This is a genomic window from Fannyhessea sp. C0108B2 (genome assembly GCF_056583915.1).
In genome coordinates, this window is record NZ_JBWPJQ010000004.1 from 36681 (window position 1) to 62196 (window position 25516).

The 25516-nt window shown below is 43.2% G+C and carries 21 protein-coding genes and 1 riboswitch; of the genes, 4 read left to right on the forward strand and 17 right to left on the reverse strand.

Going from position 1 to position 25516, the window contains the following annotated elements:
* Positions 1-47 precede the first annotated feature (47 nt).
* From AC1DBT_RS02960 to AC1DBT_RS03040, 17 genes are all read right to left on the reverse strand, one after another.
* Positions 48-1892, reverse strand: a complete 1845-nt coding sequence (locus AC1DBT_RS02960) for an ABC transporter ATP-binding protein (protein WP_480018510.1) — start codon at positions 1890-1892, stop codon at positions 48-50.
* A gap of 48 nt (positions 1893-1940) precedes the next feature.
* Positions 1941-3758, reverse strand: a complete 1818-nt coding sequence (locus AC1DBT_RS02965) for an ABC-F family ATP-binding cassette domain-containing protein (RefSeq protein WP_480018511.1) — start codon at positions 3756-3758, stop codon at positions 1941-1943.
* Between the two features lie 41 nt (positions 3759-3799).
* On the reverse strand, positions 3800-5089 hold the full coding sequence (coaBC, locus tag AC1DBT_RS02970) for a bifunctional phosphopantothenoylcysteine decarboxylase/phosphopantothenate--cysteine ligase CoaBC (RefSeq protein ID WP_480018512.1): 1290 nt from the start codon (positions 5087-5089) through the stop codon (positions 3800-3802).
* A gap of 23 nt (positions 5090-5112) precedes the next feature.
* Entirely contained in the window at positions 5113-5835 is a 723-nt protein-coding gene (locus AC1DBT_RS02975; protein ID WP_480018513.1) for a zinc ribbon domain-containing protein, read from the reverse strand.
* 26 nt (positions 5836-5861) lie between these two features.
* Positions 5862-7037, reverse strand: a complete 1176-nt coding sequence (locus AC1DBT_RS02980; protein WP_480018514.1) for a cysteine desulfurase family protein — start codon at positions 7035-7037, stop codon at positions 5862-5864.
* A 1-nt stretch (position 7038) separates the two neighbouring features.
* Entirely contained in the window at positions 7039-7725 is a 687-nt protein-coding gene (gene rpe / locus AC1DBT_RS02985) for a ribulose-phosphate 3-epimerase (RefSeq protein WP_480018515.1), read from the reverse strand.
* Between the two features lie 12 nt (positions 7726-7737).
* Positions 7738-8760 carry an NAD(P)H-dependent glycerol-3-phosphate dehydrogenase gene (locus AC1DBT_RS02990; RefSeq protein ID WP_276799492.1) on the reverse strand — a complete coding sequence of 341 codons (1023 nt, stop codon included), beginning with the start codon at positions 8758-8760 and terminating at the stop codon, positions 7738-7740.
* Positions 8761-8897: 137 nt separating this feature from the next.
* A complete protein-coding gene (plsY, locus tag AC1DBT_RS02995; protein WP_480018516.1) occupies positions 8898-9581 on the reverse strand; it encodes a glycerol-3-phosphate 1-O-acyltransferase PlsY in 684 nt (227 codons plus the stop codon).
* A 56-nt stretch (positions 9582-9637) separates the two neighbouring features.
* Positions 9638-10954, reverse strand: coding sequence for a ribosome biogenesis GTPase Der (der, locus tag AC1DBT_RS03000; protein ID WP_480018517.1), 1317 nt, complete (start codon positions 10952-10954; stop codon positions 9638-9640).
* Positions 10955-11066: 112 nt separating this feature from the next.
* A complete protein-coding gene (locus AC1DBT_RS03005) occupies positions 11067-11915 on the reverse strand; it encodes a 4-hydroxy-3-methylbut-2-enyl diphosphate reductase (RefSeq protein ID WP_480018518.1) in 849 nt (282 codons plus the stop codon).
* A 37-nt stretch (positions 11916-11952) separates the two neighbouring features.
* Positions 11953-13494, reverse strand: coding sequence for a (d)CMP kinase (gene cmk, locus AC1DBT_RS03010; RefSeq protein ID WP_480018519.1), 1542 nt, complete (start codon positions 13492-13494; stop codon positions 11953-11955).
* Positions 13491-14348: a pseudouridine synthase gene (locus tag AC1DBT_RS03015; RefSeq protein WP_311431390.1), complete on the reverse strand. Its 858-nt coding sequence runs from the start codon at positions 14346-14348 to the stop codon at positions 13491-13493. The genes cmk and AC1DBT_RS03015 overlap by 4 nt, the downstream gene beginning before the upstream one ends.
* Positions 14349-14981, reverse strand: coding sequence for an SMC-Scp complex subunit ScpB (gene scpB, locus AC1DBT_RS03020; RefSeq protein WP_311431389.1), 633 nt, complete (start codon positions 14979-14981; stop codon positions 14349-14351).
* A 16-nt stretch (positions 14982-14997) separates the two neighbouring features.
* Positions 14998-15801, reverse strand: a complete 804-nt coding sequence (locus AC1DBT_RS03025; protein ID WP_311439093.1) for a segregation and condensation protein A — start codon at positions 15799-15801, stop codon at positions 14998-15000.
* Between the two features lie 103 nt (positions 15802-15904).
* On the reverse strand, positions 15905-16600 hold the full coding sequence (locus AC1DBT_RS03030) for a site-2 protease family protein (protein WP_480018520.1): 696 nt from the start codon (positions 16598-16600) through the stop codon (positions 15905-15907).
* 135 nt (positions 16601-16735) lie between these two features.
* Positions 16736-17467 carry a hypothetical protein gene (locus tag AC1DBT_RS03035; RefSeq protein WP_480018521.1) on the reverse strand — a complete coding sequence of 244 codons (732 nt, stop codon included), beginning with the start codon at positions 17465-17467 and terminating at the stop codon, positions 16736-16738.
* On the reverse strand, positions 17460-19583 hold the full coding sequence (locus AC1DBT_RS03040) for an ABC-F family ATP-binding cassette domain-containing protein (protein ID WP_480018522.1): 2124 nt from the start codon (positions 19581-19583) through the stop codon (positions 17460-17462). The genes AC1DBT_RS03035 and AC1DBT_RS03040 overlap by 8 nt, the downstream gene beginning before the upstream one ends.
* A gap of 480 nt (positions 19584-20063) precedes the next feature.
* Between AC1DBT_RS03040 and AC1DBT_RS03045 the strand changes: the two genes are divergently transcribed.
* The 4 genes from AC1DBT_RS03045 (at position 20064) to AC1DBT_RS03060 (ending at position 25326) form a co-directional block, all read left to right on the forward strand.
* The gene (locus tag AC1DBT_RS03045; protein ID WP_480018523.1) at positions 20064-20441 is read left to right on the forward strand and encodes a hypothetical protein; all 378 of its coding nucleotides are present in this window, start codon (positions 20064-20066) and stop codon (positions 20439-20441) included.
* A 196-nt stretch (positions 20442-20637) separates the two neighbouring features.
* On the forward strand, positions 20638-21927 hold the full coding sequence (gene eno, locus AC1DBT_RS03050; RefSeq protein WP_006303174.1) for a phosphopyruvate hydratase: 1290 nt from the start codon (positions 20638-20640) through the stop codon (positions 21925-21927).
* A 494-nt stretch (positions 21928-22421) separates the two neighbouring features.
* Positions 22422-22584, forward strand: a riboswitch (Lysine riboswitch).
* Between the two features lie 174 nt (positions 22585-22758).
* Positions 22759-24537, forward strand: a complete 1779-nt coding sequence (locus AC1DBT_RS03055) for an ABC transporter substrate-binding protein/permease (protein WP_480018524.1) — start codon at positions 22759-22761, stop codon at positions 24535-24537.
* A gap of 30 nt (positions 24538-24567) precedes the next feature.
* A complete protein-coding gene (locus AC1DBT_RS03060; protein WP_480018525.1) occupies positions 24568-25326 on the forward strand; it encodes an amino acid ABC transporter ATP-binding protein in 759 nt (252 codons plus the stop codon).
* Positions 25327-25516: the final 190 nt, after the last annotated feature.

The following is a 25516-nucleotide window of genomic DNA, read 5'->3' on the forward strand; positions in this document are numbered from 1 at the left end:
TTATTGCGTACTTTACCTGTATAACCTGCATCTACTATCGCAACACGTCATTCTCGCGTATACGCATGTTGTGTTTCATAGAGCTCCTGATACACCTTACATGACTGTAAAAGCTCTGTATGCGTACCCACGCCAACCAGGCGTCCTTTATCCAAAACTAACGTCATATCTGCGCATTTCACATGACTTATCTGCTGAGATACAAGCACAACGCAGCTCTGCTTGGCTCGGTTAAGAAGATTTTGCGCAACCTTTTGCTCGGTAAGTGCGTCAAGCGCCGATAAACTATCATCTAATAAAATATGTGACGCGCGCGAAGCAAATGCACGTGCAAGTGCTAAACGCTGCTTTTGACCACCTGACATTTGAGCCGAGCCGTGAGTAACAAAGGTATCAACTCCTCTGTCAAGGCTGTGAACAAAATCAAACGCGCACGCCTGCTTAAGCGCATCGTTTATATCTGCATCAGTTAACGTATCATTGCCAAGAGATATAAAATCACGAATTGAAGTTTGTAACAGCGCCGTTGTTTGAGGTACATAACATATGTTTTGAGAACATACGTTAGAGTCAAGCTGTGAAAGATTATATCCGCCAAAACGAATCACACCTTTTTGAGGAGCATACAGCTGAGCTAAAAGTGCTAAAAGCGTTGACTTTCCCGATCCAACCGATCCAACAACCCCAATAAAGCCACGTACAGGGATTGTGCAGGTAATATCGGTAAGAGCAAAACCATCCTCGGCTGTTGATGCTCTATCTTGGGACACCCCACACAAACCCGTGTCCTTAGAAGCATTACCTGTAACTTGGGTACTTGTGCAACTACAAGGGTTATAGGTAAAACTCACATGATCTAAAGCGTATTGAGCATTCGTAGATATCGAAGCATCTACCAAGGCATCGGCAGCAAGGGCATGATCTGCTGACGTTGAATCCTTACAGGTACAGATTTCCATAACGCGTGCAGAAGCAGAAGAGGCTTTGGTAAATACCAACATAAGGTTTGAAATATAGACAATTGCCAAAAGTGTTTGCGTCATATAGTTTATCAAAGCAACTAAGGTACCTTGAGAAATGTTGAACATAGAAAAAAGTGCATATCCGCGCAGCGACGCCACATACATAAGCATCATAATGCCCATATTCATAATTCCAAACGTTACTGGAGACAAAAGCGCAGAAATGCGGCTTGTTGATTCAAGAAGCTGCGTATAGTGTTGATGATCATCTTCAAAACGCTTCATTTCTATCTTTTGTGTACGATACGCTCTTACAAGTTCAACAAGTTCCAAATTTTGCAATACATGATCGCTTAAGGTATCAAGTGTACGCTGTAAAAGCGCAAACATACGTGAGAGTCTTTGAATTGCCCACGCAAAAATAAGTGCCACGAGTGGAATACAAATACAAAAAATCAATCCGTAACGCCAGTTCAAAATCAGTGCAGAGACAATTGATGCAATTGCTAACAAAGGACAGCGAATAAGTTGCCTAATAGCAAGTGCAATCATAAGCTGTATTTGATTAACATCAGTAATTGAGCGATTCACCAGCGTTGAGGTAGAAAATTTATGCAGGGATAAAAGCGGCAGGGTTGAAATTTTTGAAAAAAGTTCACGGCGCACATCACAAGCAACATTAACAGAAACCTGTGCAGCAACTGATTGACAAATAAGTGTTGCGCCATAACTAATAACAGCTGCGGCTACCAACCATGCACCGTAGTACATACAAACCGTAAAACTATGGTGCATGATGCCTTCGTCAATCAGGCGCATAACAAAATATGGTGTTATGACCTCAAAAATAACTTCTACTGCTTTTCCTGCCATACCACATAATGCTTGCAATCTATATGGCATTACAAAGCGTTTTAGCATGTCAAGCATACCTACTCCAAACAAATGTCGAGCATGTATCTCATCAAAAGACATGCTCTAAAGTGATTCAAGTTTTTCAGACAGCGTAAGCCACTGAGTTTCTAGTTCATCAACTAACCTTTGCGCTTCACTTAACTGTTTTTGCAATTTTGCAAGTTGTTCATAGTCTGATCCATCACATGCTTGCATAAGTTTTTGAATTCGATCTGGTTCATCTTGTTGCTTGGTAAGCTTTCGTAAGACGGCATCGCATTGCTTTTTAAGCTCATAGCGCGACACACCATCACAAACTCGTTGTTGTTTTGCTGCACGATCTTTGTTTTTTGACATTGAACCAGAATCAAGTGCATGAGAAGAACTTGCATCTTTATCCTGTGAGACAAGACGCTGCATATATTCGTCTATGCCACGAGGCATATGAATAAGTTCTCCATTGAGCAAAGCATATATATCGTCACAAACACGTTCCATAAGATGACGATCGTGTGTAACTAAAAGAAGTGTTGCAGCCCACGAATCCAGAACATCCTCAAGCGCAGCAAGCATATCGGTATCTAAGTCATTTCCGGGCTCGTCGAGCACTAAAACATTAGGCTGTTCCAAAAGTGTAATCATAAGAGCTAAACGACGCAATTGTCCGCCCGAAAGATCACACAAACGACTTTTTTGATCAAGATTTCTAAAGCCTAGCCGTTCAAAAAGCTGCATGGGCGTATAACTCTTGCCATCAATATACACACTTGATTTTGATTGAGCTAACACGTGCTCAACCGTTTGGTTTTCCTTATGGGCAAAACATGACAAGTGCTGGTCAACGATGCCAAATACAACGGATTTTCCCACTTTTACAACGCCTTGCGAAGGCACTTGCTTAAGCGTCATGATTCGTAAAAGAGAGGATTTACCGCTTCCGTTTTCTCCCACAATGCCAATGCGCTCACCAGGTCCGATAATCCAATCGAGCGGTTTAATTACCTGATGAGAGCCATATGCACACGCAACATGCTCAAGTGTTATAACTTGTTTTCCTAAGCGCGTTGCAGCTAGAGCCTTAAGCTCAATCGAATTTCTTAGTGGCGGATCCAGCGCAACCATCTCTAAAGCAGCTTCAACCCTAAATTTAGGCTTTGAACTGCGAGCCTTAGCACCATGAGCAAGCCAATTAAGCTCTTTTCGTAACATATTTTGACGTTTAGTTTCCGCAACTTCGCTAAGCCGCTCACGTTCAACACGTTGTTGAATATAGGCGCTATATCCACCTTCAAATGGGTCAACGCAGCCGTCGTGGACTTCCCACATGTGATCGCATACCTCGTCTAAAAACCAACGATCATGCGTAACGATAACCGAGCTTAATCCATGAAGACGCTTACGATCTTTGAGATAAGAAGCAAGCCATGCAATGGTTGTCATATCCAGATGGTTGGTAGGCTCATCTAAAAGCAACACGTCCCATGATCCAAGGAGTACACGCGCCAAATCACAGCGATGGCGCTGGCCACCAGAAAGTTTGGAAATAGTGGTATCAAATGAAACATCTTGCAGCAAACGATTAATAAGAGAGCGCTTAAGAGGATCTTGTGCCCATTCGTAAGTTTCAAGAGACTGAAATACAACATCGCGAACAAGATCGGTATCCTTAAATGCATCACGCTGCGCAAGATAACCAATGGAAGAGGCATTACGAGTTATAACACATCCACTATCGGGCTCCATAATATGCGCAAGCACCTGAAGAAGCGTTGATTTTCCTCCGCCGTTTTGACCAACCACGCCTATGGTATCGCCTGCGCTCACTCCAAGCGACACGTTCGAAAGTAAAACCTTTGCAGAGCGTTCAACGCATATTTTATCTGCACTTATAACAACTGACATTGCGTTCCTTTAACTAATGTTTCTGTACCACGAGCCTTGTGTTATGCACTTGTTTGTATATGCAATAAAGACTTTACTTCGTTAAGAATAACGCGTGCAACTTCGGGCAACTCTTGTGTATCGTGGTGTATAAGACGATCGGGATATACGATGGTAATTTTGTCGGTTTGTGCACCAAAGGTAGACTCTGCTTTTGACACATCATTGGCAATAATGCACGTACATTGCTTAAACTTTAATTTTTCAGCAGCATTGTGCTCCACATCCTCGGTTTCGGCAGCAAAACCAATAACAATTTTTTGAGGATACAGACGCGCAACAGTTTGCAAAATATCGGGATTTTCAACAAGACGAAGCGTATATGACTTTGGGTTTTGCGTATGAGTACTGCCAGCACAATCAAGCGACACAGGACTTGAGTTTTCTGCATGAGATATGAACTCACCATGAGGCTTTTTGATTTTTTGCGGAGCAACTGTTTCTGCACGCCAATCCCCTACTGCAGCCGTGCAGATTATGACATCAGCACTCTTAGCAGCTTCAAGCGTTGCCTCATACATTTGTTTACCATCTACTACAGAAATAAACGAATCAACAAACGGTCTAGGCAAAACAGAAGGACCACTAATCAGTACCACACGCGCTTTTTGAGCGCAAGCAGCACGAGCCAGCATATAACCAAGCTTTCCTGTGGCATGATTTGAAATAAAGCGTATAGGATCAAGCGCCTCTCTGGTAGGGCCTGCCGTAATCACCACAGTTTTGCCAGCTAAGTCAGCAGAAGCACAACGCGCAATGCACATAACATACCAAGCAAGTTCAATAGGATCAACAAGCTTTCCCGTGGCATTATAACCACAAGCAAGATGACCACAAGCCGGATCAACAACGTAATAACCCCAAGATCTAAGGGTATTAACATTAGCCTGAGTTGAGCGCGCCTGCCACATATGCACATTCATAGCAGGGGCAATTACAACAGGAGTATGAACTGCTAAAAGCGTTGAACTTACCAAATCATCAGCAATTCCTGCTGCTAGTTTTGCCATGATATTTGCCGTTGCTGGAACAACCACACTTACCTCTGCCCAATCAGCAAGCTCGATATGGGCAATCGTGCTGTTGTGAGTAAAAAGCTCGGTATATACATCGTGTCCCGATATTGCCGCAAATGTTTGTGGGCCCACAAATTCGCAAGCTGCTTTTGTCATTGCAACGCGAACATCGCATCCGTGTTTTTGTAACTCTCGAAGCGTAAGTACAGCTTTATATGCGGCAATTCCTCCGCATACCACTAAAAGTACCTGTAAAGGTTTATCCGATGTCTTCATAGTTATTCCTCTACGGTCTATCTCTACGATCTGTCATGAGAAGCAATGATAAGCAAACGATGACAATACGGACATTCTGCAATAGTTTGATCTGCTTTGATCTTGTTATACAAACTGGGTTGCAGCTTAACACAGCAAACCGATGGCATATTTCCCTTAAGTTCTTCAACACAAATACCGTTAAATCTGCTTTTGAGGCTGGTATATAATGCCATATGCTCATGGGTAAGACCACATTTTACCTCGTCACGAGCATGCAATAACGAAGCAGCTTGACGCTTGATGTCTTCAATGTTTTGTGCTTGTCCGTCTTTAAGCGAGGTTAACTCCCCACGCAATTTTTCCTGTAAAAGATGGGCATTGTGCTCGGCTTTTTTAAATTTTTCTAAATCTGCTTTAAGCTTTTTTTCGTCAAATTGCAACTTTTCAAACTTCTTTGCAAGACTAGAAAGCTGAAGTTCCAAATCACTAATACGACGATAATCGCTGCCTGCAGATTGTGCCTCAAGCTTTACGTTTTGGGTAATTTCTTGCAAATGTGTTTGCATATCGTGATTATCTTGAAGCTCGGTTTCAATGTCTTTTCGTTGTGCCAACAGTTGAGTTTGTTGTTGTTTTAACTTTTTAAGTGCAGTAGTGCAAGCAGGTATGCGTTTGCCTTCAAGAAGGGCATGAAGTTGTTGGTTATACCGCATAAGCTGTATGTCAACCTCTTGAAGTTTAAGAAGTGCTTGATACTCTTTCATAGGGTTCCTTTCATGATACGAACAGCTTAGAGGGCAACTTGAGATGTAGTAACAATTGATAAAAGCGTATTTGCAAAACGTTTAAGCGTATCTTCGTCTACGCGCTCATCAAACGAAATGCGTAATGCACCAAGCGCGTCACGCTCGCAGATTCCTTGTGCGCGCAAAACATGAGATGCGCGGGCCGAATCCGAGGCACATGCAGATCCAGAAGATATGCCAAAGCCTTTACTATCTAGCTGCAACAAAATTGCCTGAGCATCACAGTCTTTTGCCAGTACACTTACAATTCCTGGAAGGCGTTTGTCAGCAAACGAAAGCGGAGTTGTTGGAGTTATGCGATCTGACGCACACAACATTTGCTCAAGCATATGTGCACGTGCAGCAACTGTAGACCGTCTTTGTTTTATATGTTCTATGCATTCACACGCTGTTTGTGCAAATGCTTCGCACAAACACACTGCTTGAGTACCAGGACGGGTGCCACCTTCTTGACCACCTCCAAAGGTAAGGGGCATAAAAGGCGTATTCCGTTTAAGAATTAAAGCACCAATACCCACTGGCCCACCAATTTTATGCGCCGCAATAGAACATGCATCTATCTGTTCTAAATCACAAGGAATACGGCCAAACGCTTGCACAGCATCGCTCATAACATAGGAACCTACCTCATGAGCGCAGCGCGCAAGTTCACGAATTGGCTGGATAACACCCGTTTCGTTATTAGCATACATAATGCAGGTAAGCGCAACGTGCTCGTCTAAGACAGCTCGTAATTGCTCACAGGTAATTTCGCCCGTTGACGAAGGGCGTACGTATACAACCTCAAATCCTTGTTCTTTAAGACGAGGAAGTGGTTCAAGACACGAATCGTGCTCAATTGCAGAAACAACAATCTTAGTACGATGTGGCTGTCTAAGCCGATATGCCGCTGCAATACCGCAGAGCGCCATATTATTAGATTCGGTACCACCAGAGGTAAAGTGCACCTCATAAGGATCTAGAGCTGTTGTGAAACATGAGGCAATCTCGCGACGACTACGCTCAAGTGCCGCATAAGCTAAACGTCCTGGTGTATGCAGCGAATTTGGATTGGCTCCTGCATAGGCAGACTCCTCATAAGCTTCTTGCGCCTGAAGAGAAATACGGCGCTGCGGAGCTGAAGCCGCATAATCAAGGTATACGTATGATGAAGATTTCATATTATGCACGCTTTGCTTCCAAAGCTCCGCGCTGAGCAGAGCTACGTAATGCTTCGATAGCAGCAGATCTATCGTGCGCGTTAAAGACCGATGAACCCGCAACCAGCATTGTTGCACCAGCGCGCGCCACATCGTATGCATTATGAGCATTGATGCCACCGTCTACTTCAATCACAGGATTAACACCGTGTTCGTCGCATAACGCTTTGACCTTTGCAATCTTTTTGCAGGTAGACTCAATAAATGATTGACCACCAAAACCAGGATTTACGCTCATAACCAAGACCATGTCTACATCTTCGATAACGTCGTCTAAATTCATGACTGCTGTTGCAGGATTAAGTGCAACACAAGCACGCTTATGAGCTGAATGAATAGTATCAATAAGTCGTTTTAAGTGAGTTTGAGCTTCCATATGAATGGTGAAGGAATCGGCGCCTGCATCAAGATACCACTCGAGCGTTGCCTCGGGATTATCAACCATCAGATGAACGTCAACGGGTAAATCACTAGAGGTCTTAACCGCGTGCAAGATTGGACATCCAAAACTTAAATTTGGAACAAAGTGTCCATCCATTACATCAAAATGCAGATAATCGGCTGTTGCAATAGATGAAAGTTCTTCTGAAAGCTTCATAAAATTGGCGGACAACATTGACGGTGCAATGCAAATGGGATGCGTATCCATGAGTGAACCCTTCTAATTGTTTGTTGACATACCATAAAATTCTTCGTGCGGAATTCTTTCAAGCAAAAGCGCAATGACGTCTTCGAGCTTGGCATGTTCATATAAAACTGAGTAGACCGAGTTGGTAAGCGGACTTTCAATAGAAAGCTTTTTGCATAACTCTTGTGTGCTCAAAGCAGCACGAGCCCCCTCAACAACCATTGACGTACGCTGTTCATATTCCTGCAAACTTTCTCCTTGCGAAAAAGCACAGCCAAACGAGCGATTGCGCGAGTGCACCGACGTACAAGTTGCAATAAGATCCCCCATACCTGCAAGACCCATACAGGTAAGTGATTTACCACCTTTTGCAATAACAATTCGACTAATTTCTGCAAGACCGCGTGTCATTAAAACTGCTAATGCGTTGTCTCCGTATCCCAAGCCGGTACAAATTCCACAGGCAATCGCCACCACATTTTTAATAGCAGCGCATAGCTCAACCCCAACTACATCGTCAGACAAATAGATTCTAAAATTTTCATTCATTATCAAACGTTGGAAAAATTGAGCAACCGATGCATGAGTCGCGGCAATAACAGCCGCCGAAATTTTACCTTTACAAATTTCCTCGGCGTGATTAGGGCCGCTCAACACCGCAATACGGGCAGGATTGCCCCAAACTTCGGACAAAACTTCGCTCATAGTATAGTTAGTATGATTTTCGATACCTTTTGTAAGAATAAGAACAGGCGTTTGTGAGTCTACATAGGGCTGGGCAGCTTGTGCACAAGCTCTAATAAATTGTGATGGCACAACCATAACTATTGCTTGTGCATCCTTCAAAACGCTTTGATAATCAGTTGATGCACTAACACAGGGGAGCATCGTATAGGTATTAAGTTGAACAGGATTACGATGATGTTCATTGATATAATCGGCTATTTCTTGATCGTGGGACCAAATCATAACTTGATCCGCATGAAGTCCAAGCAAGCCCGAAACAGCTGTACCCCAACTGCCTGATCCTATAACGGCAACTTTTGAAATCGACATCGGCTTTCCTTACTCTATTCTCTTAGCTTCAACTTACCTTTTATACGATATTCTATTGTGATGCACACAGAGTATGCTTATATCATAGAGGTTATTACAACAAAGAAACGTTGCAACACGGTGTATCTCCACAACTTTTAAGATTTTGCCTTTAAGGGTTTTTCCTCTCCTTTTATAAGACGTGCAATATTGTTACGATGCGCCCAAATAACCAAACAAGCAACCACGATAATAGGTATGAGTTCAAACGAGGTATAACCAAATACATATGCCCAGCACGGAAGTGCAATCGCAGCCGCTAACGACCCTAACGAAACGCGTTTTGAAGGTATCGTAAAAACAAAAAACGCCAAAAGTGCAAGCAAAGCCGTTTGCCAGCTGAGCACTAATGCCGCTCCAAATCCTACCGAGATTCCTTTGCCGCCCTTAAAATGCAGGTACGGAGAAAAAATATGACCACACACGCATGCTGCATAAACAACGCTATTAACAAACATACAAAGTTTATAAACATCAGAAAAAATCTGCGAAGTTGCACAAAATTGGATAAGTTCTTGTACGTGGATAGCGACAACCATATTCAGTACATAGATAGCTATGCCTAAACTTAAAGCGCCTTTTCCTGCATCACATAAAAGTGTAAGCGCCGCTGGTAGTTTTCCAGCTACGCGCGCTACATTGGTCATGCCTATATTACCGCTGCCTGCAGCTCTCACATCAACGTGACAAAACCTTTTTGTTAGAACCACGCCAAACGGTATGCCGCATACTGCATACACAAACACAAGCGCCACTACTACCGAAATGCAATACCCTTGCATAAAGCTCTCCTTAAAGGGTTAAGGTTTACCAGCTTACAGACTTAAAAAGTAAACACTTAATCTTTATTCCTAAACTTAAGCCGAATAGGCGTACCTTGCAAATCAAACGTTTCACGCAAACGATTTTCTAAGAAACGCATGTACGCATCATCGAGTAAATCCTTTGCATTGCAGAAAAAGGTAAATTCGGGAGGACGATACCCTGTTTGTGTTACATAATGAATCTTAAAACGACGGTTTTTATGCACAATCGTGTGACCCGCCTCACGAATTTTAGTAACAAGATTATTGAGCTGAGACGTCTTAATGGAACTGGCGTGTGCGCGATACGCACGAAGTGCTGCATCAAGCGCCTTATTGACAGATTTACCCGTAAGTGCACAAATGCTTATTTGCTCTGCCCAAGTTGCGAAGGTAAGACGGATAGCAAATGAATCCAGGAGTTTTTGGCGATCCTGCTCGTCACGTAACAAATCGGTTTTGTTAAGAACCAAAACCAACGCGCATCCACGATCAATTGCCATACCAGCAAGTTTTTGATCCTGTTCGGTCATGCCTTCATGTGCATCTATAACAAGCAGGCACACATCGGCTTTATCCATTGCCTGCAAGCCGCGAACCATGCTGTAATATTCAACATCCTCATGAACTTGCGTCTTTTTTCTCATACCAGCAGTATCAACCAAGCGAATAGTTTGACCCTTATAATCAAAGGTGATATCAATAGCATCACGCGTTGTACCTGCATAATCGGCAACTAAGCTGCGCTGTGAGCGAGAAAGTTTATTAACAAGCGATGATTTACCAACATTTGGACGACCAATAACCGCAATTGCCACTGATGAGTCATTTGGCTGGGGTGCTTCTTCATGAACAGGCAAAGCGTTAACAATATCATCAAGCAAATCACCTGTTGCTGTACCATGTGTAGCCGAAATAGCGCGCGGCTCTCCTAAACCAAGTTTTAGATAGTTCCATGAATCTAAAACCTCATCAGGATTATCAATTTTATTTACAACCAAAAAAACAGGCTTATGCATACGACGTACAATTTGCGCAACGGTCTCATCTTCATCGGTAAGACCAATGCTTCCATCAACAACCATAACAATAACGTCTGCTTCGTCGCAGCCTAAAAGTGCCTGTTCACGAATGCCTAGAGCAAAACGATCTTTGCTTTTAAGCGATTCTATGCCGCCCGTGTCGATAAGTGTAAACTCACGCCCGTTCCAATCACAAGCATGATAGGAGCGGTCACGCGTAACACCGCGCGACTCGTGCACAATTGCCGACTTGGTAGTTGCAAGTCGATTAACAAGTGTTGATTTTCCTACATTCGGACGACCAACTATGGCTACCAGTGGTTTTGACATATCATTCCATTCTAAAAAAACGTACAAGTACAAGCTAAACTGTTACACCTAGTATATATGCTTTCATGCACGTACATGTAAATCATATTGCTTATACATGTGATCTTCTTGCTTATTTGTCTGATGAAGGATACAAAGACATGAGCCGGTTATACACTTCATCAATTTGATACTGAGGCGTAGATGCGCCTGCGGTAATACCCACTTCACTAGTAGGAGAAAACCACGCAGGATCGAGCTCTTCGGCAGTCTCGATATGATATACATGATCACAATACGTTCTGCATATCTCAGCTAAACGCGTGGTATTAGCAGAAATTTTACCGCCAATCACAATCATGCAATCAACCGACTTTGCCAAATCTGTCGCTGCATCCTGACGCAGCGACGTTGCCTCGCAAATCGTATCAAACAGACGTATTTCCTCAGCTTTACCTACAAGAGCCGCTACAATCTCTTTAAGACGTCGACGACTTTGCGTTGTCTGGACAACAATCCCCACTCTTCGTTTGATTGAAAGAGCTTCGATATCTTCGGGCGTTTCAACGCACACAGCACCTGGTGCATGACCTAAGGTGCCTTCAACTTCAGCATGACCTTTTTCTCCAAACACAAGCACCTGATAACCCTCTTGGGTGAGCTTTTCGGCCGCTCTATGTGCACGAATTACAAAAGGACATGTTGCGTCTACTACAATGTCGTGGCTTTGATAAGCTTTCTTTTCTTCCTCGGGGGTAACGCCATGCGTACGCAGCAAAATTGCTTTGCCCGATACCTCATCAGCACTGTGAATAACCTCAACGCCTTTGGCGGCAAGCTTTGAAACAACCTGGGGGTTATGAATTAAAGGGCCAAGCGTATGAATACGTCCATGTATTTTATGAGAAAGAGCTTCTACCATATCTAACGCACGATTCACACCGTAGCAAGCTCCAGCTTCTGTAGCTATACGAATATGCATACGACCTACTTTATCTTAGAGTGACACAACAGTTTTACTACAGCTTATGCGGATAGCGCTGCATAAGTTCTTCGCGCAAGGTATATACCCTATCCATTGCAGACGTTTCTAGCAGCTGCATCAGTTGTTTTTTAGATATAGGCTTTTCTACCTGCTGTTTTAGCTGGTCAAGCGAAAGTATTTCTCCTACTTTAAAGTAGATGCGTCCAACTTTTTTCCACAAACGAGGTGCATGTGCTATTGAATACGCACCTAAAACGCAAATAGGCAACACATCCACATGAGCACGAGCCGCTAAAAGCGCAAAGCCACCATAAATTTTTGGCTTAACAGAAAGATCTTGTATACGCGTGCCTTCTGGATAAATAAGCAACCATTCCCCCCGTTTAAGTGCATTTTCGCAGCGATGGATGCACGTAATATCGGCAGTATGACGCTGTACGGGAATACCCCCTGCAACCGCAAATGCAAAAGCATTAAGCTTATGCGTATTGAATTCGCTTTTATACATCGAACGTACATGTATGCCGTGGAAGTAAAAATACATCACGCACATAAGCGGCTCTAACGCAGAGACATGATTCATCACAATGATGTGCGGCTTTTTAGAGCGAAGCAGCTCAGATGGCATGTTGTAAAATTTCCATGGCCATAAAATTTTGGTACCAATCCAACAAAGCACCATAACAAGCGCAAAAAGCAGACGCGCATACCATGGATGCTCTTTCATTGGTGCATCGTAGTAGCTGTCAAACGAATTACGCTGACACGTAGCATGCGGCATGCATGCAGATGAATCTGCATCTTTTGAAGAAGAAACATCTGTGGGCTTTGTATCAAAAGAAGCTTTATCACAGCGTTGATCCTTAGCATTAAGAGCAGATCCATCATGGGAAACAGACTCATTCATATACTGCATAATCTGAGCAACAATCTCATCAACACTCATATGCGAGCTGTCTATATGATGTGCATCTTCTGCAGCTTTTAAAGGCGTTGTCTTACGGTGAGAATCAATATCATCACGCTTAAGAAGATTGGCTAAAATTGCTGCCTCTTCATCGGGAGAAACGTGTGCTTCTGTAGCGGTGGCCAGATCTCCGCCAGCACGCTGGACTGCGCGTCTATGTGCACGAGCTGCAGCATCGCAGGTAAGAAAAATCTTAACTTGCGCATGAGGAAACACAGCTGTACCAATATCTCTTCCCTCTGCAACAACATCGCTTTCTTGTCCAAATGCGCGCTGTTTTTCGAGCATAAGAAGTCGAACCTCAGGTACTGCAGCAACTTGGGACACGTGCTCATCTACCTGTGCACTTCTAATCTCGTGGCTAACGTCTTCCCCATCAACTTCTACACGCAGTCCACGTTCATCCGATTTCATAACAAGCTTCATAGCTTGAGCGCACGCGATGATAGCACGTGTGTCATCAAAAGACACCTGATGTTTGAGACAACGCCATGTTATTGCTCGATACATAGCACCTGTATCAAGATAGGTAAGATGTGCTTTATGAGCAAGAGCCTTTGCAACGGTAGATTTGCCCGAACCTGAAGGCCCGTCTATTGCAATGATCATGTATTATCCTCACAAACTGTTTCGAGATCGTGTATTTCTTGTTGTGTACACATGCGCCACGATCCTAATGGAATTTGAGCATTAAGGCACAAAGGGCCAAACTGAAAGCGATGCAACTTTATAACTGGATGCCCAATTTCTTGCAACATGCGTTTTACCTGATGATTTCTTCCTTCATGTATTTTAAGTTCACACAGTGAGCTTGCACCATTGAGGCGCATATCATCAAAGAGTGAATGATTTTTATCAAGGTGAGTGCATGGCTCATCTTGCGTGATAGTGCGTATAAAACAAGGACTCGTCATGCCATCTTCAAGCATTATACCTTGAGAAAGCTTTTGCATTTGAGATGAGGTAAGTTTGCCTTCGATAAGCGCAACATAGGTCTTCCACACATGATGTGACGGATGAAGCAAACGATTGCCCATATTGCCATTGGTAGTAAACAGCAAAACTCCTGTAGTATCGCTATCCAACCTACCCACTGGAAAAAGACCTGGATAATCATCGCAAGGCACCAAAGAGGCAACGCAAGGAAAACCAAAAGGATCACTCATCGTAGTAAGGACATGCGATGGTTTATTAAGCAGCAAATAAACATGGTCATTTCCAAGCACATACTCTTTGCCATCAACTGTTACATGATCGTATTGAGGCATAACTTTAGTACCAAGAACCCTAACTTGTTTACCATTAACACATACTCTACCTGCTGATATAAGCTTTTCCGAACCACGGCGCGACGCAACACCTGCGCGCGCTAAAAACCGCTGCAAACGCATCGTAAAGTGATCGCTTGGATACTTCCCAGCTATAATATCTTGTTCGTTATAATGAGAAGAATCACGTGCCATTTATTCATTACCAATCTGCGAATTTTGAGCTTCTACTTCTTGGGCAATATCCTCGGATAACAGATCTGTCTGCTGAGATGTGGCTTGAAGACGTTGGCGAATAAACTCTTTTGAAGCATCGTTTGCTGCAAATTGCTCAAGAGGCGGCAAATCAGATAGGCTTCTTAGGTCAAACGCTTCTAGAAATGCTTTGGTAGTGGCGAAAAGCACCGCATGGGGATTTTTCTTATCGTGGCCTGCTTCGCGAATGTAGCCTTTTTCTTTAAGCGACGCAAGCGGCCCATCGCTTGCAACTCCTCTGATAGCCCTAATACCTTCACGGCTTACCGGCTGATGATATGCAATAACCGCAAGTGTTTCTAATGCAGCCTGAGAAAGACGCTTATAATCCCATGTTTGAATATATGCCTGTATTAAATCCTGATATGCAGGATGCGTATACAGACGCCATCCACCGACAACTTCACATAATTGGAATCCACGGTTTTCGCTCGTATACTCATGCTGCAAACGGACAAGTGCATCTTGTACCGTATCAGCAGAGACGTCTAAAAACGTACTGAGTGTTTGTGCACTTACAGCCTCTTGAGAAACAATAAGAAGCGCTTCTAATTTTGATTGCAAGGTATCCATATGCGCCTTTCCTATCCTAGTTCTCGCCCGCATAACGCGCTGTATCAAATACTGTAGTTTGCGTGCCTTGAACTCGTTTGAGCACAATGCTTCCAAATGTTTGTGCTTGTTGTACATCTACAAAGCCAATATGCACAAGCTCAAGCATGGCAAGAAAATTTTCGACAACAATCACAGGCGTTGGATCTTTACCTACAACTTGTGCAAATTGAACACAGGATTTTTCGCGCGTGAGTTGATCGAGCTTGGCAATACTTACTGCAATAGGCCTGCGTTTTTTTGCAATATGAGATGCCTCCAAAAGAAAGTCTTGATGGCGGCTGTCGATATCTGCGCAGATAACAGCTAATGTTCTGAGCGTAATACCCTCTAAAAAGTTAGGCGTGTAGTTGAGCTGATCTGGCAGAGGCAACACACGAGCTGCAAACATACGTGCATGTTGCTCACTTCGTGCTTGCAACATACGAGCAACTTCTCTAAATTGCTTATACGCTAAAAGCCTTGTAACAAGTAAATCTTGTGCCTGCTGCGGTGTTAAATCATCAAACTCTTCTGAATCTAGTTCTTGCGTTTGATTGAGCTCATTGGTATCTAAGGGAGCAACACTTGAGGCCTTAATCATAAGCAACGTTGAAGCAACTAGAACAAAATCGCTTGCAACCTCTAAATCGAGCTGCTTAAGATGCTTAATTTCTTCTAGATACTGATCAATAACATTGCTTACAGAAATGGTGTCAATAGCAACTTTTTGTTGATACACTAAACGGAGCAACAGATCAAAAGGTCCGCTGTATGTAGGCGTTTGCACACTAAACGACATGATCTATCCTCCTTATATTCTTCTCTGGCATGCTCATGCTCTGTTTGTATTTATATACTTTGGCTTGTACTATCTTGTAAGGCAAAATTTTTGCAAGCAGATACTATAAACCCTGAAGCATAAACTCCATCGCAAAATGAATAACAGACGTAACATACCAACTTATAATATCAAAATGCAAGATAGAAGGCAGTACATATAACACCATCATAAGAATAGGCAAAGAATAGTGCTGTATATACTCGTATGTTCGACGAAGTTCGCCCGAAAGAAAAAGACCCAGCAAAGAAGATCCATCTAACGGTGGCAACGGTATGAGATTAAAAGCTGCAAGCGAAATATTGACAACCATATACTGCATTAAAATCTTATATACAAACATAGTTGTTGTTATATCTTGCTGAAAGAGCATGCTTTTAAAGGCGTTTGTTGCAAACAATACACGCACTATTCCAAGAGCCACACATACTTGTAATACGTTTGACAAAGGCCCGGCAAGGGCTACTAAAACCTCTGACAGTCTACCGCCTTTAAGACGGCGCGGATTATATGGAACAGGTTTAGCAAAACCAAAAATAGGACCATGCGCCAAACTCATAAGACACGGTAAAATGACCGAACCAAAAGGATCGATATGCGCAAGTGGATTGAGCGTTAAACGATGCGCGCGCTTGGCAGTGTCATCGCCCAACAAATATGCAACAAAACCATGAGCAATCTCGTGGAGCATACACGACACAACTAAAATAGCCACACTTATCGCAACAGAGACTACGCTGGAAATGGGATCTTTGAGCATAACACCTACTTTTTACGCGAACGTTACCTACATCATGCATATGCCAATATAGAACATATGTACTCATTTATCATAACGGTAAGAGGGCATAAGGTCAACTATATACAAGAAATACACAAGGCGTATATATGCACTTTACCTGCTGTTTCGTAAAGTAAACGCAAGACGACAGAACAGGTAGTCAAGCATAAACAAAACAAGAGTTACTATCACGTAATCGCCACGCAAAATGCCACCAAATGGACTTTCGATAATAAACGACCCCACCAAAACTGGCGGTAAAATACGTGAAACCGTATGGTAAAGCATAAGAAAAGCAAACCGCAAAGGAGCAAACGGAAGCGCACTTCCTACAATAATGAGCGAAAGCATCCATGCGAACACGCGACACAAAACTGCAATGAACTGGCAAAATACAGATACAAGCGAACCTGTAACGCCGTGAAACAGGCCTGAGACTGCGTGCTCTACCGCTGAAGCATGATAATTTGCGCGCGGTTGGCGCAAAGCTTCAGGTGCTGATTCGCGCATGATGCGCGGTGAAGGCGCAGGTGTTGTACGCGGCATGGGGCGCGGCTCATACCTATCCTGCGGTGATGCATATGACGCATATTCAGAATCGGAGCTTGGATCATAAGGCTGAGGCGATTGTGCTATCCGCTGACGACGTACCGTAGGAGCTGCATATCCCTTGTTCGCAAAAGGCGCAGGCATAACAGTTGTTTTATCACAGCGATTGGCACCTTCACCATAGGCGGAACGTCCATCATAAGCGCCACGTACATCATACGCATCGCGTGCGGCGTACGCATCGCGCGCGTCATCAGGCACGCCATAAGGATTATGCATACTATCGGGATTACTCATTTGTCCCCTCTTCCACAATACGAGTTAATTCGAGCCATTCTTGTTCTAAAGCGTCAATTTTTTGCGAAAGCGCATTATATTCGTTCATGCATTCATTAAATTCATCTTTATGCTGATAAATTTCTTGATCCGACATACGAGTTTCAAGCTCATGTTTGCGCGAAGTAGACGCCTGCAAAACAGCCTCAACTTCTGACAAGCGTTTTCTCTCACGTGCAACACGTCTATGTGCGCTATTGCGCGCTTCGGCCTCAAGACGGCGCTGCTCTTTGGTTTTAACATTACGTTTTGCCAAATGCGCATGTGAATCCAAAGAGGAATCTGTGCGCGTGGAGTTCTGAGAAACAACAGCCTCAGCTTTCTTGCCCTGTGAAGCTGCATCTAAAGACACACTTCCCTGTTCGCGCGGTGCATGCAACAACCCAGTATTGTCTACACGCGCTTGTGTGTGCGCTCCAGCAGCATCTTTTTCTTCGTGCGCGTCCAGCTCTTCTCGCTTATACAAATAATAATCGTAATCACCATCAAAGACACGAACCTGATGATTGCGCACTTCAATAATTTTATTTGCTACATTTCGTACCAAATGTTCATCATGGCTTACCAACAAAACAGTTCCCTTAAAGGTAGTTAATGCATGTTCAAGCACTTCAACCGAGTCGATATCCAAATGATTGGTAGGCTCATCCAAACACAAAAGAGGATCGGGAAAGACCAGCATTTTTGCCAAAGCCAAACGAGCACGCTCTCCACCCGAAAGCACGCTAACACGTTTATCAACATCTTCTCCGTGAAACAAAAACGCACCTAAAAGCCTACGTTGTTCAGAGGTAGTCCATGTATTTGAGGCTTCACCCATTTCTTGCAATACGGTATTGCGCTCATTGAGCGTTTCAAGTTGATGCTGAGCATAATAAGAAAACTCAACATTTTTCCCAAGCGCAATGTTTCCTGCCGTTGGTTTTTCGATGCCACAAATCAACTTCATAAGTGTTGATTTACCTGCACCATTAGGCCCTACGAGTGCAACATGATCCCCTCGATACAAAACAACATTCACATCGTTATAAACAACTGAATCTTCAAACTGTTTTGACACATGTTCAACTGACACTACCGTATCTGCTGTTCGTGGTGGCGCAGGAAAATTAAAATGCACTTTCTTTGACGCTTGTGGCAATACTACAAGCTCCGACTTAATTTGCTCAAGACGGCGCACGCGTTCTTGAACCTGTTTTGCTTTGGTTGGTTTATACCTAAAACGATCAATAAACACCTGCATATGGGCAATATCGCGCAATTGAGCTTCACGTTTTGCGCGCAGCTGTATAAGATTATCTTCACGCTGTTTAAGATAGCGCGTATAATTTCCCACGTACGTCATAACGCGCTTATTTTCGATTGACGCAATGTGCGAAACACAAGCATCCATAAATGCACGGTCATGAGATACCATAAGCACCGCACCATCATAACTTGACAAAAACGATTCAAGCCATGCAACACTTTCAAGGTCAAGATGGTTAGTTGGCTCGTCTAACAGTAATAAATCTGGATGCTTGAGCAGCAACTTGGCAAGCGAAATACGCATTTGCCATCCACCCGAAAATTCGCAAGCAAGCTTGTGAAAATCCTCTACCGGAAATCCCAATCCACCTAAAATCTGCTGAGCGCGTGCCTGCAACTCATAGCCGCCCAAACGCTCAAAATTTTCTTGATTCTTGCTGTAATTTGCAAGCAATTCGTCCAATTCTTTTTGTTGAGCTGTATTTAAGGAAGAGCTACTGAGCTGCGCAATTTTATGTTCTTGATCGCTTAGCAGAGATTGTAAACGCACAACTTCGTGAGCCGATTGCACAACTTCTTCTAAAGCGGTTGTATCTTTTGAAAGCTTTGTTTCTTGCTCAAGGTAGCCAACACGTATATCGCGCGCAAAGCTTACACGGCCCTCATCAGGGGTTTCAAGTCCCATCAGAATCTTTAAAAAGGTTGTTTTACCAGCTCCGTTAGGACCAACAAGCCCCCAGCGTTCGCCAGCGTTAAGTTGTAAGACAACATCAGACCATAACAGTTGCGGACCAAATGATTTAGATAATTTTTCGGCAAGAGCTATCACAAAAGATACTCCTTATCGTTACCACTCATAAAATGACTTACTATCCTACTACATGAATATACCATGTTGCATACCCATAAACTTTGTCCACAACATATATAACTGCCTCACACAAACAACCGCCTCACACAAACGCACGCCTTGTTTAATATGGTTCCAAAGCGACTCAAACAACTGAAGCTCTCTAAGAAGGTGCGACTGCGCGCTTGTTTGTCCTTCGGGCAAAATAAGTCCATCAAACGAATGAACTATATCATACTACATGAAATGTACTACGCGCACAGACGCTACGCCACGTTGCTCAATTTTGCTATACTTACCAGTAACGCTCGAAATCAAGTCACGTGCGTGTTGTGTATGTCACAAGCAAACTGTAACATGCTTACCATGGCAAACCCGTGACATACAGGTACTTGTACAAGCTTGTATGCACCTATGATTTCGCGCTAATTTATAGCTTAAGGGCAGATAGGAGAAGCCTTGAATACGCTTGCTAAAACAGTAAAATTTGCCGCACTTGCATCGCTCTTGTTGGGAATTATCTCAATTATTGCAACATGTTTACTTATTGCGACAGACCCCATGAAATTCCATGTGTACTTATGCGTCATAGAAAGTTTAACCATGATATATGTAGGCTTTGTTTCTGCGCGTCTTATTAATGTACCATCACGTGCTGTAACGGTTATGAATCGCGCATCACTAGCCGTACTTGTATGCTTTATTTGTGCCGCATTTGGAATGATGGCACGAGACAAAACACTCCTCGAATTTATTATCAATGCGCTCGGTCTTATTCTTTGTCTAGGCGTTTATGCATCCGCACGAAAAATGGTTGTATTCCAAAGAAGAAAATAGTAGGCATAAAAGCAGGTATACAAGTCATTTTGAAACGTATAAGCTCAGATCCTTCTAAAATGTCTAGAGAACACTGGGCAAATATGCGAGTTGTGCATAAAATTATAAATACGTGTCAAGACTTCAAACTTAGCTTATACTGTATAAGGTTATGTAAATATTTTTCATACATAAGCATTTATGAAAGGAGTTGCACATGAGCAACATTAAAAGCGTGTATGGCCGTGAGGTTCTCGACTCTCGCGCAAACCCAACAGTAGAGGTTGAGGTAGAACTTGAGGACGGCTCGTTTGGTCGCGCTATTGTTCCTTCTGGAGCTTCTACAGGTGAGTTTGAAGCTGTTGAGCTTCGCGACAACGACAAAGATCGTTATCAAGGAAAAGGTGTTTTAACTGCTGTTGGTCATGTAAACAACGAGATTAGAGAGCTCTTGGTTGGTCGTGACGCAAATGATCAACGTGGCTGCGATCTTGCTATGATTCAAGCAGACGGTACACCCAACAAAGGCAACTTTGGTGCTAATGCTATTTTGGGCGCAAGCTTGGCTGTAGCTCGTGCTGCTGCTGCATCCGCTGGTCTTCCTTTATATGAGTACCTTGGTGGTGCAAATGGTCACACCCTTCCTGTTCCTATGATGAACGTTCTTAACGGTGGTGTTCACGCTGACAACAACGTAGACTTCCAGGAATTCATGATTATGCCTGTTGGTGCTCCCGACTTTAAGACTGCACTTCGTTGGTGCTCACAGGTTTATCACACTCTTAAAAATGTTCTTAAAGATTCTGGCCACAACACAGGTGTTGGTGACGAGGGTGGTTTTGCTCCTAACCTTAAAACCAATGCTGAGCCTTTAGAGTACCTTATGCAGGCTGTTGAGAAAGCTGGCTTTAAACCTGGCCAAGACTTCATGTTTGCTATGGATCCTGCATCTTCTGAGTTCTATAACAAAGAGACCGGTAACTATGAGCTTAAGGGCGAAGGCCGTACCCTCACCAGCGATCAAATGGTTGATTACTGGGAAGAGCTCGTTAACAAGTTCCCCATCATCTCTCTTGAAGACGGTCTTGCAGAAGAAGACTGGGAAGGTTGGAAGAAACTTACCGAGCGCATTGGCAAGAAGGTTCAACTTGTTGGTGACGACCTGTTTGTAACTAACACCAAGCGTCTTGCTAAAGGTATTGAAGTTGGCGCAGCTAACGCAATCCTTATTAAAGTTAACCAAATCGGTTCTCTTACCGAAACCCTTGAGGCTATCGAAATGGCTAAACGTGCTGGTTACACCGCAGTTGTTTCTCACCGCTCTGGTGAAACCGAAGACACCACCATTGCAGACCTGGCAGTTGCTACAAACGCTGGTCAAATCAAGACTGGTGCTCCTGCTCGTACCGACCGTGTTGCTAAATACAACCAACTTCTTCGTATTGAAGATCGTCTTGGTTCTTCTGCAGAATTCTTGGGTAAAACCGCTTTCTATAACATTCGCTAATACAAGGTGTTGTAAAGTAGCTCTAAGCTAAGCAATAAGCCTCGTATGTACTGTGGTACGTACGGGGCTTATTTGTTACACTTGGACACGCGGGCATGCCACAAAAGCTGTGCGCAAGAGCACGCTCAACCGATATCCCAAACATATGTAATCAACACCACATATGCTATAGAAATAATCGAACGACATCACTATTTATACAAAAAGTTGCAACATTAAACCGTTTACACATACAAAACTTTGATGCATAAATACGGTAATATTTTGCATACATCTCTAAGCACTGTATACACATCGACCACGCGTTCGCATATTTTTAAGCTTGTTTTCACGTAAAAGAACCTGAAACATGCAACTAATGCTCAGCATACTTTTACAGTTTATTGGATATTCAATTGGCTTTATACATTTATAATTAATATATGACCCTTAAATACACACCAATGAGTAAATTTTTGCTTGCAATTTATGTAAAGACGAGTAAACTTTGAGCCACATAAGGTAGAGGCGCGTTTGGTAAAGATTACTTTTTTGAGCGGGAGCTATGAAGAAAAGGAAAGGTACCTAACGCCGAAAGTATATCGTTGCCAGACGGTATGCTTGGGTACAAGGATAATATCTTTGTAACTGTCACAGATGTGGAGCGCTACTGAAGACAAACAGTTAAACGCTTATACATACCAGCTGTCTTGCAACGTATATTGCAAACACACGGTTAAGCGTAGGCAACCTGTTTTTTATGCCTTTGGGGCACCGTATCCTAGACACTTACATACGTATCCGTTCTCAGCCTTATCGTATCTGCACCGCACTTCGAGCGAAAGGTGTTCTATGAACGGCTCAGCACAGCATAAGCACGCACCTCAACACATTACACAATCACTTGCATTGTATATATCTGCACACCGCACCTATCGAAAACCTTGTTTTTATGCCTTTTTATGTATAAAGAAATTATGCACCGTTGCAGTCAAGCAGGTGTGCATCACGGCTGCTAAACGTTTGATACAGGCTATGGCGGTCATGCTTTGTTGCGCACTTCTACTAGGCACCACGTACCAACTTGGTGTTGCGCAAGAACAGTCTAATTCAACAGATACGCAATTACCGCCAGAGCTTTCGCAAACAGAGCTCTCAGAACCAGGTGTTCTAAGCGTAGGCATGGAAGCAAACTATGCACCATACAACTGGACACAAACCACTGATGCACACGACGGCGTACCTATTAGCAATTCTACCGGCGAATATGCCAATGGTTACGACGTACAGGTTGCAAAACGTATGGCTGCTGCCTTAGGTCTTAAGCTCAAAATTGTTAAAATGGAATGGGACGGACTCTCGGTTGCACTTCAATCGGGAAAAATTGATGCTATTATCGCAGGTATGACTCCTACGCCTGAGCGCTGCAAAGAAATCGACTTCACACACCCCTATTACTATTCCGATATGGTTATGGTTACCAAAAAAAGTGGATCATTTGCGCACGCAACGTCCATTCAAGACTTTGCTGGTGCCAAAGTAACCGCACAGCTTAACACGTTTCACTACAAGCTCATTGACCAGATCTCAAACGTAGACAAACAGGTGGCTTTCAGTGACTTTCCTACCATGATAACCTCGGTTATGAGTGGAAAGATTGATGCATATGTATCAGAGCGCCCAGCCGCCATGGCTGCAGTTGCCGCCAACAGCGAATTAACCTACATCACATTTGCAGATGGAGCAGGGTTTGATACGCACGACACCGACACTTCATCGGCAATTGGAATACGCAAGGGTTCCAAACTTATGGAATACCTCAACCGCGCGCTTGACTCTGTTTCTGCACAACAGCAACAAACGCTCATGCAAGATATGGTGAATCTTAATCAACGCGAGCAACACCCAAGCTTTCTTGATCAAATTGTAGATATCTGGAATACCTATCATGACCAATTTATTCGCGGAACATTCTACACGGTTATCATTTCGTTTATCTCTACGTTTGTAGGATTTTTAATTGGACTGCTCATTGCAATTTATCAAACCATACAGGTGTCAAAGCACCATCATATCCGTTATGCACTTTATAAAAGTATCGCCGTACTTATACGCATTTATATAGAAGTGTTCCGTGGAACACCTATGATGGTTCAGGCAATGCTTATCTTTTATGGTTCAAAATTGCTCTTTAATTTAGATTTATCCCCTCTTACCTCAGCATTTTTCATTGTTGCAGTAAATTCAGGTGCTTATCTTTCTGAAACTGTGCGCGGTGGTATTTTAGGTGTTCCAAAAGGACAGCTCGAAGGCGCCAATGCACTTGGTCTTAACCACTGGGATACCATGGTACATATTATCTTACCGCAGGCAATTATCAGCATTTTACCGTCGGTTGGTAACGAGCTCAATATGAACATTAAAGATACGTCGGTATTAAATGTTATTGCTGTATCAGAGCTCTTCTTTATTACTAAATCGATTGCAGGTACCACATATCAAACATTCCAAACGTACCTCATTGCAAGTGTTATCTACTTTGCACTTACCTTCATTGCAGGTTTGGGGCTCAAATATATAGAAAAATACATTGTTGCGCCAAACGCTTACCAATCAACCACAAAAGCATAATTGCATGCATATAAATGTATAGGAGTAGTTATGACAACAAAAGAAACAATTCTGGATGTCCAGCACCTTCAAAAGTCATTTGGTGAGCACAGCGTGCTTAAAGATGTATCATTCTCTTTGTATAAAGGGTCGGTCATCAGTATTCTTGGAAGTTCTGGCTCAGGTAAAAGTACATTCTTACGCTGTATAAACCTGTTGGAGAAACCCTCAGGTGGCCAAATTTTATATCATGGATCTTCTATTCTTGATCCCGATTTTGAACTAGGCCCCTATCGTGCAAAAGTTGGCATGGTGTTTCAACAATTTAATCTGTTTAATAATCTAAGTGTGCTGGATAACTGCGTTATTGGACAAACGCGCGTGCTTAAACGTAGCAAAAAAGAGGCACAGAACAGAGCTGTCATGGAGCTTGAGCATGTTGGGCTCCAAGATTTTATCCATGCAAAACCTGCTTCTTTATCAGGTGGTCAAAAACAGCGTGTTGCCATTGCGCGCGCTCTTGCAATGGACCCCGAAATTTTGCTCTTTGATGAGCCTACCAGCGCACTTGACCCCGAAATGGTAGATAGCGTTCTTGCCGCAATGAAGGACTTGGCAAATGCTGGGCTTACGATGATGGTTGTTACTCACGAAATTGAGTTTGCACGCGATGTCTCGTCGCATGTATGTTTCATGAACGAAGGAATTATCTTAGAAGAAGGAAAGCCCGAAGAGGTTATTGATAATCCACAGCATGCGCGGACTCAAGAATTTCTTGCGCGGTACCTGCACGGCCAAAAACATATATAGACCTTGCTAGCAATCTACCTACAACAAACTTAGAGTAAAAACTAGGTAGAGCACCGATGAAATAATATCCTACGGCCGACATATATGCTGTTCAATGAATAGCCAGACTACGTGCATATATACGCTATTTTGTATAGAAAGGGCTATAGAACAAAAGGTGTGTAAATAAGTTATTTTGTTGTATAAGGAT